Annotated in this window: 12 protein-coding genes and 1 tRNA gene; 8 read left to right on the forward strand and 5 right to left on the reverse strand. The window is 67.0% G+C overall.

What is annotated here, in order from left to right; translation table 11 throughout:
* Nucleotides 1-49 precede the first annotated feature (49 nt).
* Nucleotides 50-640, forward strand: a complete 591-nt coding sequence (locus tag LI94_RS00195) for a TetR family transcriptional regulator (RefSeq protein ID WP_024440577.1) — start codon at nt 50-52, stop codon at nt 638-640.
* A gap of 642 nt (nt 641-1,282) precedes the next feature.
* On the opposite strand, the gene LI94_RS00200 is transcribed toward LI94_RS00195, so the two are convergent.
* From LI94_RS00200 to LI94_RS00215, 4 genes are all read right to left on the reverse strand, one after another.
* Nucleotides 1,283-1,354 (reverse strand) — tRNA-Val (locus tag LI94_RS00200).
* Between the two features lie 46 nt (nt 1,355-1,400).
* Entirely contained in the window at nt 1,401-1,862 is a 462-nt protein-coding gene (locus LI94_RS00205) for a peroxiredoxin (RefSeq protein ID WP_024440578.1), read from the reverse strand.
* The gene (locus tag LI94_RS00210) at nt 1,862-2,284 is read right to left on the reverse strand and encodes a DUF3052 domain-containing protein (RefSeq protein ID WP_024440579.1); all 423 of its coding nucleotides are present in this window, start codon (nt 2,282-2,284) and stop codon (nt 1,862-1,864) included. The genes LI94_RS00205 and LI94_RS00210 overlap by 1 nt, the downstream gene beginning before the upstream one ends.
* Nucleotides 2,285-2,370: 86 nt before the next feature.
* Nucleotides 2,371-2,892 (reverse strand): hypothetical protein, encoded by a 522-nt coding sequence (locus LI94_RS00215; RefSeq protein WP_231383965.1) that lies wholly within the window; start codon nt 2,890-2,892, stop codon nt 2,371-2,373.
* Nucleotides 2,893-3,145: 253 nt separating this feature from the next.
* Between LI94_RS00215 and aceE the strand changes: the two genes are divergently transcribed.
* The 7 genes from aceE to LI94_RS00250 all read left to right on the forward strand — a co-directional run bounded on the left by aceE (nt 3,146) and on the right by LI94_RS00250 (nt 12,845).
* Nucleotides 3,146-5,935 carry a pyruvate dehydrogenase (acetyl-transferring), homodimeric type gene (gene aceE / locus LI94_RS00220; RefSeq protein WP_046299917.1) on the forward strand — a complete coding sequence of 930 codons (2,790 nt, stop codon included), beginning with the start codon at nt 3,146-3,148 and terminating at the stop codon, nt 5,933-5,935.
* Between the two features lie 67 nt (nt 5,936-6,002).
* Entirely contained in the window at nt 6,003-7,319 is a 1,317-nt protein-coding gene (locus LI94_RS00225) for a PucR family transcriptional regulator (protein WP_024440582.1), read from the forward strand.
* A gap of 178 nt (nt 7,320-7,497) precedes the next feature.
* Complete coding sequence (locus LI94_RS00230) at nt 7,498-8,430, forward strand: ACP S-malonyltransferase (RefSeq protein WP_081654432.1); 933 nt, start codon at nt 7,498-7,500, stop codon at nt 8,428-8,430.
* Between the two features lie 81 nt (nt 8,431-8,511).
* Nucleotides 8,512-8,811: a meromycolate extension acyl carrier protein AcpM gene (acpM, locus tag LI94_RS00235; protein WP_024440584.1), complete on the forward strand. Its 300-nt coding sequence runs from the start codon at nt 8,512-8,514 to the stop codon at nt 8,809-8,811.
* A 2-nt stretch (nt 8,812-8,813) separates the two neighbouring features.
* On the forward strand, nt 8,814-10,067 hold the full coding sequence (gene kasA / locus LI94_RS00240) for a 3-oxoacyl-ACP synthase KasA (protein ID WP_024440585.1): 1,254 nt from the start codon (nt 8,814-8,816) through the stop codon (nt 10,065-10,067).
* Between the two features lie 32 nt (nt 10,068-10,099).
* The gene (kasB, locus tag LI94_RS00245; protein ID WP_024440586.1) at nt 10,100-11,368 is read left to right on the forward strand and encodes a 3-oxoacyl-ACP synthase KasB; all 1,269 of its coding nucleotides are present in this window, start codon (nt 10,100-10,102) and stop codon (nt 11,366-11,368) included.
* Nucleotides 11,369-11,423: 55 nt separating this feature from the next.
* Entirely contained in the window at nt 11,424-12,845 is a 1,422-nt protein-coding gene (locus LI94_RS00250; RefSeq protein ID WP_024440587.1) for an acyl-CoA carboxylase subunit beta, read from the forward strand.
* Nucleotides 12,846-12,850: 5 nt separating this feature from the next.
* Here LI94_RS00250 and LI94_RS00255 read toward each other — a convergent pair whose 3' ends face one another.
* A complete protein-coding gene (locus tag LI94_RS00255; RefSeq protein WP_046299918.1) occupies nt 12,851-13,600 on the reverse strand; it encodes an SDR family oxidoreductase in 750 nt (249 codons plus the stop codon).
* Nucleotides 13,601-13,658: the final 58 nt, after the last annotated feature.

Raw genomic sequence — 13,658 nt, forward strand, 5'->3', positions numbered from 1 at the left:
CCAAGTTACAGGCGGTACTGTAACCACGTTACACACAGGAGGGCAAGGGATGAGCGAAGCCGTAGCGACAGAACTCGAGGGCGACCGGCTGCTCGACGTCGTCGTCGGCATCCTCGAAACCGAGGGCTACGACGCCGTTCAGCTCCGCGAGGTCGCCCGGCGGGCGAAGACGTCCCTGGCGACCATCTACAAGCGCTACCCCACCCGCGACGACCTGATCCTCGGCGCGCTCGAGTATTGGACACAGCAGAACCGCTACGCCGATCTGCCCACCGCCGCTCCCGGTGCGTCGCTCTACGAATCCTTGATGCAGTTGTTCCGCGCCATCTTCGAACCCTGGGAACGCCACCCGGCGATGCTCGCGGCCTACTACCGAGTGCGGTCATCTCCCAACGGACAGAAGCTCTTTCGGTTCGGCCTCGACGTGGTAGCGCCGGCCGGCCGGGAGATCTTCGACGGCGTCGACGCCGACTTCGTCGAAGACTTCACCGACGTCATCTCCAGCGTCATCTACGGACTCCTCGGGCGGTATGCAACCGGGGAGATCGCGGTCACCGACATCCTGCCCATCCTCGACCGCACGGTCTACTGGCTGACCCGCGGATGCGAGTCGTCCGAGAACACCCGAACGGCGACCTGACCCGAATTAGGGTCAGTCCCCGGCGACCCGCAACCTCCTCAACTCGGGGCGAGGTGCACTACTCGGATGAAACGCACACTGGCATCACGCCAAGACCAACCATTGCGCTCAGCGAGCAACACGGTGACCTGATGGATTCGTTGTGTCGCACCCGTGGACGACATTCGACAAATGGCGGTTCCTGCCCATCGTCGACAATGATTACCGAGTTCTGGACGTCGCAGTCACGATGTTTTCGGGGTCACTCGCAGACCCCAACGGGAGACCCGCACAGCTAACACTCGCCTCCTGCCGCCAGGCAGACATGCGCGCAATTGCTCTCGGACATTCTCGGGATACTGCGCCTCCAGATCCAGCGCCCGAACTCGACCCAGAGCTGCGGAAATCAAGCCGTTGACCTGCAATGACTTTGGCGGCCGGAGAGGATCCCCGAACCCCCGAGCGCTGGTGTAGAGGTCTAGCGCCAACCAGAAACGGCGCCTCGAGAAGAGGCATCCGTGCAGGTCAGCGTCCAAGCGCCGTCTCCCAGCGTCTCAACCGTTTCACCTGTAGCAGCACGGCGGGGCCCACGCGGGGGACACAGGGGCGCAAAGGCGCTTGTTCAGCAAACTCCCAAAGGGCCTTGAAGTGCAGTTATACCTGTGGGCGCGGACGGTATCGAACCGCCGACCGCTGGTGTGTAAAACCAGAGCTCTACCACTGAGCTACGCGCCCCTGCCCCGGGCAGGTTACCCGGACCGGTACCCCAGGCCCAAAACGATCAGGACTTGAGCGCGCCCAGGGCGTCGAGCCAGAGCTGCTGGTCGCGCGCCTCGCCGGGCTGCTTCATCTCGGCGAACCGGATGACCCCGGACTTGTCGATGACGAACGTGCCGCGGTTGGGAAAGCCGGTGTCGGAGTTGAACACCCCGTAGGCCTCGCTGACGGCGCCATGTGGCCAGAAATCCGAGAGCACCGGGAACAGGAACCCACTCTCGGTCGCCCAGATCTTGTGGGTGGGCGGCGGGCCGACCGAGATCGCCAGCGCCACGCTGTCGTCATTGACGTAGCTGGGCAGATGGTCGCGCAGCTGATCCAGTTCGCCCTGGCAGATGCCGGTGAAGGCCAGCGGGAAGAACACCACCAGAACGTTCTTGTCGCCCCGGAAGCTGCTCAGCGTCACCTGCTGCTGGTTCTGGTCCTTGAGGGTGAAGTCAGGGGCCTGCGCGCCGACTTCCAGCATCAACGCTTCCCCGCGCGGGACTTGGGCTGCACCAGGCGACTGGCGCTCCAGTCCCCCAGGTTGACCGACGACGTCGGCATCAGGCCGGCGGTCGGCGCAGCTTCGGCGATCTCGGCGGGCTGCACGTGGCCGGAACGACCGGTCTTGGGCGTCAACACCCAGATCACCCCGTCGTCGGCCAAGGCGGTGATCGCATCCATCAGGGTGTCCACCAGATCACCATCGCCGTCACGCCACCAGAGCAGCACGACATCGACCACCTCATCGGTGTCCTCGTCGAGAAGTTCGCTGCCGGCGGCCTCTTCAACGTCGACACGGATGTCGTCGTCGGCGTCCTCGTCCCAGCCGAACTCCTGGATCAACTGCTTGCTCTCGATGCCCAGTTTGCGGGCGAAGCTCGGGGCGTTATCCGCCGCGACCACCGTGTGACCTCCTTCGATCGTCAGCGCTATGTGTGATGTGAATCATCGTTGCACAGCTCGCTGTGCTTGACAGTGCGAGCGGGGGCTCAGAACGCCTTGCACAGCTGCATTCCCTTGTCCCGGGCCCGGTTGAGCTCGTCCTTGCGCGCGTTGTACACCGACACCGGCGCCTTGGATGAAATCGCGGTCGCCACACCGCGGGCGGCCTGCGCGTAGGTGTTGAACGCGTCGGTCATCTCCTGCGACAACTTCTCGTTGATCGCGGCGGCGACCTCGTCGGCGCTGTGGTTGAGTGCCTCCACCGCCGGCCCGGCGGTGCCGGAGATATCGCCACCGTTGTTGAACGCCTCGACGTACTTGTTCACCACGTCGACGGCGTCGCTGCTGCTGGAGGCGAATCGGCCGCACGCGCCGCGGACCGCCTGGGTGGTCATCGACTGCTGGCGCTGGGTCTCACGAATGCTGGAGGTGGCCTCCGAGGCCGACACCGACGCCGACACCGAGGAGCGGTAGGCCGGGGCTTCGGAGGTGTCGGCTTGCGGGTTGCCGCCGATGATGCTGGTACAGCCGACGACACCCATCGCCAATGCCGCCACCACACCGGCCACCGACGCGCCTACCCGAGCGTGTCGCCGCGTCTGGGCGCGCGAGGCAGTCAGCCGTCGGGTCAGCACAACTTCAGACGTTACCGCGTACCTGCCACCAGGCCGAGATCAGCCCACCCCGCGGCACTCGCCCACCGGCGGGCGGGTGTCCGGTGAGGCACGATAGAAAAGACGAGACCGACGAATCGATCGGTCGGTGTCATCCTGGCCACAAGCCGGGAGGCACATCTTGCCCTCCGAACCAAGGAGCAATGCGTTGACCACTGAGGCCGTAGATCAGGATCTGGCCAAAAAGCCAAGCAGCACAACCGAATGCGATCGGGTCCGGGTGATCCGCGAGGGGGTGGCGTCCTACCTCCCCGACATCGACTCCGACGAGACCTCCGAGTGGCTGGAGTCCTTCGACGAACTGCTGGCCCGGTCCGGCCCGGCCCGCGCCCGCTACCTGATGTTGCGATTGCTCGAACGCGCCGGCGAGCAGCGGGTGGCGATCCCCGCACTGACCTCCACCGACTACGTCAACACCATCCCGACCGAACTGGAGCCCTGGTTCCCCGGCGACGAGGAAACCGAGCGCCGCTACCGCAGCTGGATTCGCTGGAACGCGGCGGTGATGGTGCACCGCGCGCAGCGCCCCGGAGTGGGCGTCGGCGGGCACATCTCGACCTACGCGTCGTCGTCGACGCTGTATGAGGTCGGCTTCAACCACTTCTTCCGCGGCAAGGACCACCCCGGTGGTGGCGACCAGGTGTTCATCCAGGGCCACGCCTCCCCCGGCATCTATGCGCGCGCCTTCCTGGAGGGCCGGCTGAGCCCCCACGATCTCGACGGTTTCCGCCAGGAGCACAGCCATCCGGGCGGCGGCCTGCCCTCCTACCCGCATCCGCGGCTGATGCCGGACTTCTGGGAGTTCCCCACGGTGTCGATGGGCCTGGGCCCGATGAACGCGATCTACCAGGCCCGGTTCAACCACTACCTGCATGACCGCGGCATCAAGGACACCTCCGATCAGCACGTGTGGTGCTTCTTGGGCGACGGTGAGATGGACGAGCCGGAGAGCCGCGGGCTACTGCACGTCGGCGCGCTGGAGGGCCTGGACAACCTGACGTTCGTGGTCAACTGCAACCTGCAGCGCCTGGACGGCCCGGTGCGCGGCAACGGCAAGATCATCCAGGAGCTGGAATCGTTCTTCCGGGGCGCGGGCTGGAACGTCATCAAGGTGGTGTGGGGCCGCGAGTGGGATGCCCTGCTGCACGCCGACCGCGACGGTGCCCTGGTGAACCTGATGAACGTCACCCCCGACGGCGACTACCAGACCTACAAGGCCAATGACGGCGGCTACGTGCGGGAGCACTTCTTCGGCCGCGACCCGCGCACCAAGGCGCTGGTACAGAACCTGTCCGATCAGGACATCTGGCACCTCAAGCGCGGCGGGCACGACTACCGCAAGGTCCACGCCGCCTACCGCGCAGCCGTCGAACACAAGGGCCAGCCCACCGTCATCCTGGCCAAGACCATCAAGGGCTACAGCCTGGGCAGCTACTTCGCCGGCCGTAACGCCACCCACCAGATGAAGAAGTTCCGGCTGCAGGACCTCAAGGACTTCCGCGACGAGATGCGGATTCCGATCCCGGACTCCGAACTCGAGGAGAACCCCTACCTGCCGCCGTACTACCACCCCGGCGAGAACGCCCCCGAGATCCGTTACCTGCTGGATCGGCGCCGCGCCCTGGGCGGCTTCGTGCCGCACCGTCGCACCCAGGCCAAAGCGTTGCAGCTGCCGGGCTCGGAGGTCTACGCGGCGGTCAAGAAGGGTTCGGGCAACCAGGAGGTCGCCACCACCATGGCGACCGTGCGGGTGTTCAAAGAGTTGTTGCGGGACAAGCAGTTAGGCCCGCGTCTGGTGCCGATCATCCCCGACGAGGCCCGCACGTTCGGGATGGATTCGTGGTTCCCGTCGTTGAAGATCTACAACCGCAACGGCCAGCTCTACACCTCGGTGGATGCCGACCTGATGCTGGCCTACAAGGAAAGCGAAGTCGGCCAGATCCTGCACGAGGGCATCAACGAGGCCGGTTCGACCGCCTCGTTCACCGCGGTCGGGACGTCGTACGCCACCCACGACGAGCCGATGGTGCCGATCTACATCTTCTATTCGATGTTCGGCTTCCAGCGCACCGGCGACGGCCTGTGGGCGGCTGCCGATCAGATGGCACGAGGTTTCGTGCTGGGGGCCACCGCGGGACGCACCACGCTGACCGGCGAGGGGCTGCAACACGCCGACGGCCACTCACTGCTGTTGGCGTCCACCAACCCGGCGGTGGTCTCCTACGATCCCGCGTTCGCCTACGAGGTCGCCCACATCATCGAAAGCGGCCTGCACCGCATGTACGGCCCGGACCCGGAGAACGTGTACTTCTACGTCACGCTCTACAACGAGCCCTACGTGCAGCCGGCCGAACCCGACGGTTTCGATCCGGAAGGGCTGCTGCGCGGCATCTACCGTTTCCGCAAGGCCGCCGAACCGCGGTCGAACACCGCGCAGATCCTGGCCTCGGGGGTGGCGGTGCCCGAGTCGTTGCGGGCCGCCGACCTGTTGGCCGCCGACTGGGATGTGGCCGCCGACGTGTGGTCGGTGACCAGCTGGGGTGAGCTCAACCGAGACGGTGTAACCATCGAACGCGAGCGGCTGCGGCACCCGGACCGCCCGGCCGCGGTGCCATATGTGACCCAGGCACTGGCAGACGCCACCGGCCCGGTCGTCGCGGTGTCGGACTGGATGCGTGCGGTACCCGAGCAGATCCGGCCGTGGGTGCCCGGCAATTACGTCACCCTGGGCACCGACGGGTTCGGGTTCTCCGATACCCGGCCGGCCGCGCGGCGCTACTTCAACACCGACGCCGAGTCGGTGGTGGTGGCGGTGCTGGCGGCGCTGGGCCGCGACGGGGCCATCGACGCATCCGTTGCGGTGAGCGCGGCGACGCAGTACCAGATCGACGACGTGTTGGCCGCCCCGGAGCAGACGTCGGATTCCGGGGTGGCCTAGAGAGGCTTGAGCCTCGGTGACCGCCGGGTTGTCAGTTGTGGCCAGAAAATGGGCGTAGCTTTTAGGGATGACTGACAACCCGGCGGTTCCGGTCCTACCGCGCTCCACCCTGGACCAGCTCAGCGCCGTCCCGGACGCCATCCTGCGCCGACTGAAGAACTACTCGGGCCGCCTGGCCACCCAGGCTGATGCCGTGATGGGCGAGCGGTTGCCGTTCTTCGCCGACTTGGAGGCCTCCCAGCGAGCCAGCGTCCAATTGGTGGTGCAGACCGCCGTGGTCAACTTCGCCGAGTGGATGCGCGACCCGCACGGCAATGTCAGCCACACCGCGCAGGCGTTCGCACTGGTGCCGCAGGATCTGACCCGCCACATCGCGCTGCGCCACACCGTGGACATGGTGCGGGTCACCATGGAGTTCTTCGAGGAGGTCGTGCCACTGCTGGCCCGCTCCGAGGAGCAGGTGACCGCGCTGACGGTGGGCATCCTCAAGTACAGCCGGGATCTGGCGTTCACCGCGGCCTCCGCCTACGCCGACGCCGCGGAGGCCCGGGGCACCTGGGACTCCCGGATGGAGGCCAGCGTGGTGGACGCCGTGGTTCGCGGGGACACCGGCCCGGAGTTGTTGAGCCGGGCGGCCGCGCTGAACTGGGATACCACCGCCCCGGCCACCGTCGTGGTGGGCACCGCTCCGCCGGGTCCGGATGCTCTCGCCGGACAGAAAGCCAGCCAAGACGTCCGCGACGTCGCCGAGCGTCACGGCCGGGCGGCGCTGACCGACGTGCACGGCACCTGGCTGGTGGCCATCGTGTCGGGTCCGCTGACGCCCACCCAGAAGTTCCTCGCCGACCTGCTCGGTGCCTTCTCCGACGGTCCGGTGGTGATCGGACCGACGGCGCCGATGTTGACCGCCGCCTATCACAGTGCCAGCGAGGCGATCTCGGGGATGAACGCCGTCGTGGGCTGGACCGGGGCACCGCGACCGGTGCTGGCTCGCGAGCTGCTTCCGGAGCGGGCGCTGATCGGCGACGCGTCGGCGATCGCGGCCCTGCACACCGATGTGATGCGGCCGCTTGCCGAGGCCGGGCCCACGCTCACCGAGACGCTGGACGCCTATCTGGACTGTGGTGGCGCGATCGAGGCCTGCGCCCGCAAGTTGTTCGTTCATCCAAATACCGTCCGTTACCGGCTCAAGCGGATCGCCGACTTCACCGGACGCGATCCGGCCGTGCCGCGCGACGCCTATGTCCTGCGGGTTGCCGCCACGGTCGGGCGGCTGGCCAACCAAGCGCAGCACGCCAGTTTCAGCAGTGCAGACGTCACCTACGCGGCCCCGCCGCTGTCGTCCGGCCGTCCCGATGAACCTCAGGTCAGCCCGGATGGGTGAGCCGCCGGCGGTAGTCCGGACACCTACAGGCGCACACCCACGGCGGACATTTGTCGCAGTTCGGTATCGAACACGTCGCATCGAACGGCAGGTTTGTAGGGTCTCCACAAAAACATAAGACAATGTTCATAATCTAGGACATCCTGCAAATCGCGCTTCACAATGTTCTCTTAAAGACGTGATTGCGTTGCTCGCTCCCGGACAGGGATCTCAGACCCCCGGCATGCTCGCGCCGTGGCTGGAGTCGGCCGGCGCCGATGCCGCCCGCGAGCGGTTGGCCGCCTGGTCGGAGATCGCCGGCTTGGACCTGGTCGCACTGGGCACCACCGCGACCGCCGAGGAGATCACCGACACCGCGGTCACCCAGCCGCTGGTGGTGGCGGCGACCCTGCTGGCCTACGCCGAGTTGGTCGAACGACGCAACGGCCCGGTGAGTGGCAGCGACGTGATCGTGGCCGGCCACTCCGTCGGTGAGATCGCCGCCTACGCGATCGCCGGCGTCATCTCCCCCGACGACGCCGTCATGCTGGCCGCCACCCGCGGCCGCGAGATGGCAAAGGCCTGCGCACTCGAGCCGACCGGCATGGCGGCGGTGCTCGGCGGCGACGAGGCCGAGGTCCTGACCCGCCTCGAGCAGCTCGACCTGACCCCGGCCAACCGCAACGCCGTCGGCCAGATCGTGGCGGCCGGCCCGCTGCCCGCGCTGGACAAGCTCGCCGAAGACCCGCCCGCCAAGGCCCGGGTCCGCAAGCTGGCCACCGCGGGGGCATTCCACACCCAGTACATGGCACCGGCGCTGGAGGCCTATACCGCCGCCGTCGAGCAGGTCAGCGCCGCCGGGGTTTCCGAGCCCAGCGCTATCCTGTTGTCCAACCGCGACGGGCAGCCGGTGACGTCGGCCGCGGAGGCGTTGGAGCACCTGGTGGCGCAGCTGACCCGGCCGGTGCGCTGGGACCTGTGCACCGAGACGCTCCGCGCCCGCGAGGTCACCGCGATCGTGGAGTTTCCGCCCGCCGGCACGCTGGCCGGCATCGCGAAACGCGAACTTCGGGGGACCCCGACGCACGCCGTCAAGTCCCCCGCAGATCTGGACGGACTGCCCGCGTTCTAGAGTCCGCTTCCAACCCTGCACAACCAGATACGCAGTAATCACGCCGCACACCCCGTGCGGATCCAACCGAAGGGAAACACAGTGCCTGCTAGTCAGGAAGAAATCATCGCCGGTCTCGCCGAGATCATCGAAGAGGTGACCGGTATCGAGCCGAGCGAGGTCACCGTCGAGAAGTCCTTCGTCGACGACCTGGACATTGACTCGCTGTCGATGGTGGAGATCGCGGTTCAGACCGAAGACAAGTACGGCGTGAAGATCCCGGACGAGGACCTCGCCGGCCTGCGCACCGTCGGTGACGTGGTGGGCTACATCCAGAAGCTCGAGGCCGAGAACCCCGAGGCCGCCGCCGCGCTGCGCGAGAAGTTCGGTTCCGAGAGCTAATCGTGTCCTCTCAGCCTTCTACGGCCAACGGCGGTTACCCGAATGTCGTGGTAACCGCCGTTGAGGCCACCACTTCAATCGGCGCGGACATCGAGAGCACGTGGAAGGGCCTGCTCGCCGGCGAGAGCGGCATTCATGTGCTTGAGGACGATTTCGTCTCCAAGTGGGATCTGCCGGTCAAGATCGGCGGACACCTCAAGGACCCGGTCGACGACCACATGGGCCGGCTGGACCTGCGACGGATGTCCTATGTCCAGCGGATGGCCAAGCTGCTCGCCGGGCGGTTGTGGGAGAACGCCGGATCGCCAGAGGTCGACCCGGACCGTTTCACCGTCGTCGTCGGCACCGGACTCGGTGGCGGCGAGAAGATCGTCGAGACCTATGACCTGATGAACGAGGGCGGCCCTCGCAAAGTGTCGCCGCTGGCCGTTCAGATGATCATGCCCAACGGTGCGGCCGCAGTGGTCGGTCTGCAGCTCGGCGCTCGCGCCGGGGTCATCACCCCGGTGTCGGCCTGTTCGTCGGGCTCGGAGGCGATTGCGCACGCGTGGCGTCAGATCGTCATGGGCGACGCGGACTTCGCGGTCTGCGGTGGTGTCGAAGGCGGCATCGAGGCGCTGCCGATCGCCACCTTCTCGATGATGCGCGCGATGTCGACCCGCAACGACGACCCCGAGGGTGCGTCGCGGCCGTTCGACAAGGACCGGGACGGCTTCGTCTTCGGTGAAGCCGGCGCGCTGATGATCATCGAGACCGAAGAGCACGCCAAGGCACGCGGCGCCAAGCCGCTGGCCCGGTTGATGGGCGCCGGTATCACCTCCGACGCCTTCCACATGGTGGCTCCCGGACCCGATGGCAAGCGGGCGGGCCGTGCGATGACGCGGTCGCTGGAGTTGGCGGGTCTGTCCGCCAAGGACGTCGACCACATCAACGCGCACGGAACGGCGACTCCGATCGGTGACACCGCCGAGGCGAACGCGATCCGGGAAGCCGGTTGCCAGCACGCCGCGGTCTACGCACCCAAGTCGGCGCTGGGCCACTCCATTGGGGCGGTCGGTGCGCTGGAGTCGGTGTTGACGGTGCTCTCGCTGCGTGACGGGGTCATCCCGCCGACGCTGAACTACGAGACGCCGGACCCCGAGATCGATCTGGACATCGTGGCGGGCGAGCCTCGTTACGGCGACTACAAGTACGCCATCAACAATTCATTCGGGTTTGGTGGGCACAACGTCGCGCTCGCCTTCGGGCGGTACTGACACCGGATCAGAGAGGGAAGTTCGCAACAGCCATGTCAACGCTGGCAACGGGAAAGGGTCTCCCCAACGTCGTCGTCACCGGCTACGCCATGACGACGGCACTGGCCGCGGACGGGGAGAACACCTGGAAGAAGCTGCTCGACGGCCAGAGCGGCATACGCAAGCTCACCGACTCATTCGTCGAGGAGTATGACCTGCCGGTTCGCATCGGCGGGCACCTCGTCGAAGCCCCGGAGTCATTCGACGAGGGGCTGAGCCGGACCGAGCTGCGTCGGCTTTCCTACCTGCAGAAGATGGCTTTGGTGCTGAGCCGGCGTGCCTGGGAGCACGCCGGCTCACCCGAAGTGGACACGCGGCGCCTGATGGTGTCGGTCGGTACCGGGATGGGCTCTTCCGAGGAGCTCGTCTGGGCCTATGACGGTATGCGCGAACGCGGCCTGAAGGCGGTCTCGCCGTTGGTCGTGCAGAAGTACATGCCCAACGGAGCGGCCGCTGCGGTCGGGCTGGACCGTCAGGCGAAGGCCGGGGTGATCACCCCGATCTCGGCCTGCGCGTCCGGCTCCGAGGGCATCGCCCACGCGTGGCAACAGATCGTGCTCGGCGAGGCCGACATGGCGATCTGCGGCGGTGTGGAGACCCGGATCGAAGCAGTGCCGATCGCGGGGTTCGCCCAGATGCGCATCGTGCTGTCCACCACCAATGACGACCCGGAGGGCGCCTGCCGCCCGTTCGACCGCGACCGCAACGGGTTCGTGTTCGGCGAGGGCGGCGCACTGATGGTGATCGAGACCGAGGAGCACGCCAAGGCGCGCGGGGCCAACATCCTCGCCCGGATCATGGGTGCCTCGATCACCTCGGACGGCTACCACATCGTCGCGCCAGACCCCGACGGCCAGAGCGCGGGTCGGGCGATGACACGGGCGATCCAGGCCGCCGGCCTGACACCCGGCGACATCACCCACGTCAATGCGCACGCCACCGGAACCACGGTGGGTGACGTGGCAGAAGGCCACGCGATCAACCTCGCTTTGGGCCCGCACGGCGGCAACGCCGCGGTGTACGCACCCAAGGCGGCGCTCGGCCACTCCGTCGGCGCGGTCGGTGCGGTCGAGTCAATCCTGACGGTGATGGCCCTGCGTGAACAGGTCATCCCGCCGACCCGGAACATGGAGAACCTCGACCCCGAGATCGACCTGGATGTGGTCGCGGGCGAACCGCGCCCGGGCAATTACGAGTACGCGATCAACAACTCATTCGGGTTCGGCGGGCACAACGTCGCACTCGTCTTCGGCCGGTACTGAAGGCCGTAGAGGGACCAGAAGCGAGACCCGCGATCAAAAATCAAGGAGAGGCGCGATGACGACTATGGCTCCCGAAACGGTGGGCGAATCGCTCGACCCGCGCGATCCCCTGCTGCGTCTGTCGACGTTCTTCGACGACGGCACCGTGGAATTGCTGCACGAGCGTGACCGCTCCGGCGTGCTGGCCGCGGGCGGCACCGTCAACGGAGTGCGCACCATCGCGTTCTGCACTGACGGCACCGTCATGGGCGGTGCGATGGGCATCGAGGGCTGCGACCACATCGTCAACGCATACGACACCGCGATCGCCGAGCAGAGCCCGATCGTGGGACTGTGGCACTCCGGCGGTGCCCGGCTGGCCGAGGGCGTCCGAGCCCTGCACGCGGTCGGACGCGTCTTCGAGGCCATGATCCGGGCGTCCGGATTCGTCCCGCAGATCTCGGTGGTAGTCGGTTTCGCCGCCGGCGGCGCCGCCTACGGCCCGGCCCTGACCGACGTCATCGTGATGGCACCGGAGGGCCGGGTGTTCGTCACCGGCCCCGACGTGGTGCGCAGCGTCACCGGTGAGGACGTGGACATGGCCGCGCTGGGCGGCCCCGACACCCACCACAAGAAGTCCGGCGTGTGCCACATCGTCGCCGACGACGAGCTCGACGCCTACGAGCGGGGCCGCCGCCTGGTCGGGTTGTTCTGCCAGCAGGGCCATTTCGACCGCAATAAGGCCGAGGCGGGCGAGATCGACCTGCACGCGCTGCTGCCGGAGTCGGCGCGACGCGCCTACGACGTGCACCCCCTGGTGAACGGGCTGCTCGACTCGGACGCTCCGTTCGATGAGTTCCAGGCCAAGTGGGCGCCGTCCATGGTCGTCGGACTGGGTCGGCTGTCCGGTCGCACCGTCGGCGTGCTGGCCAACAACCCGCTGCGGCTGGGCGGCTGCCTGAACTCCGAGAGCGCCGAGAAGGCGGCACGTTTCGTGCGGTTGTGCGACGCGTTCGGGATTCCGCTGATCGTGATCGTCGACGTGCCGGGCTACCTGCCGGGTGTCGGCCAGGAATGGGGTGGCGTGGTGCGCCGCGGTGCCAAGTTGCTGCACGCGTTCGGTGAGGCCACCGTCCCCCGCGTCACGCTGGTGACCCGCAAGACCTACGGCGGGGCTTACATTGCGATGAATTCGCGGTCGTTGGGCGCTACCAAGGTGTTCGCCTGGCCGGACGCCGAGGTCGCGGTGATGGGCGCCAAGGCCGCGGTCGGCATCCTGCACAAGAAGAAGCTGGCCGCAGCGCCCGACCACGAGCGCGAGGCGCTGCACGAGGAGCTGGCCGCCGAGCACGAGCGGATCGCCGGTGGCGTGGACAGCGCCATCGACATCGGTGTGGTCGACGAGAAGATCGACCCCTCACACACCCGCGGCAAGATCACCCAGGCATTGGCTGAAGCACCCGCCCGTCGCGGCCGCCACAAGAACATCCCGCTGTAAGCGGCTCACCGGGTGGTGTAGCCGCCGTTGGCGAAGACGGTCTGTCCGGTGATCCAGTGGCCGCCGTCGAGCAGGAACACCACCAGCGGCGCGATGTCCTCGACCCGGGTCAACCGGTTGCCCATGGCCTGCGACTTGTGGAACTCGACGCGCTCCGGTGTCTCCTGCGGGTAGAAGAACGGGGTGTCCATCGGGCCGGGCGCGACGCTGTTGACATTGATTCCCCGGGTCCCGAACTCTTTGGCCGCCGCCCGGGTGAAGTGCTCCACCGGGCTCTTGGAGCCCGCGTAGGTGGAGTATCCGTCGGTGAACGCCCCCAGCAGCGCGGTCACGATCGTCACCACCGAACCGTTGTCGTTGAGGCGCTTGCCGGCCTCCTGCAAGAAGAAGTACGCGGACTTGGCGTTGATGTCGAACATCGCGTCGTACTCGGCCTCGGTGGTCTCCAACATCGGTTTCCGCAACACTTTGCCGACGGTGTTGACCGCGAAGTCCAGGCCGCCGAACGCGTTGGCCGCAGCGTCGAAGAGGGCGGTGACATTGTCCGGAACGGTCAGGTCGCCCTGCACCTTGATCGCCTTGGCGCCGGCGTCCTGCACCGCTGCCACGGTCTTGTCGGCGTCGGGCTCGGAGCTGTCGCTGTTGTAGTGCACCGCGACGTTGACGCCGTGTGAGGCCAGTGTGGTGCTGATCAGCCCGCCGAGGTTCTTGGCCCCCGCGGCCACCACTGCCGACTTTCCGGTCAAATCACTCATGGATGTCCCCTCCTATGTCTGAACACGAAACTAATCGGGCAATACACAAATGAAAAAC

Source organism: Mycobacterium sp. UM_Kg27 (genome assembly GCF_000972905.1).
GTDB lineage: Bacteria > Actinomycetota > Actinomycetes > Mycobacteriales > Mycobacteriaceae > Mycobacterium.

What these genes read in the sequence shown, in the direction of transcription:
- LI94_RS00205 (WP_024440578.1), bottom strand. Translation starts at nt 1,862, where the DNA reads ATGCTGGAAGTCGGCGCGCAGGCCCCTGACTTCACCCTCAAGGACCAG.
- kasB (WP_024440586.1), top strand. Translation starts at nt 10,100, where the DNA reads ATGTCAACGCTGGCAACGGGAAAGGGTCTCCCCAACGTCGTCGTCACC.
- LI94_RS00195 (WP_024440577.1), top strand. Translation starts at nt 50, where the DNA reads ATGAGCGAAGCCGTAGCGACAGAACTCGAGGGCGACCGGCTGCTCGAC.
- LI94_RS00225 (WP_024440582.1), top strand. Translation starts at nt 6,003, where the DNA reads ATGACTGACAACCCGGCGGTTCCGGTCCTACCGCGCTCCACCCTGGAC.
- LI94_RS00255 (WP_046299918.1), bottom strand. Translation starts at nt 13,600, where the DNA reads ATGAGTGATTTGACCGGAAAGTCGGCAGTGGTGGCCGCGGGGGCCAAG.
- LI94_RS00250 (WP_024440587.1), top strand. Translation starts at nt 11,424, where the DNA reads ATGACGACTATGGCTCCCGAAACGGTGGGCGAATCGCTCGACCCGCGC.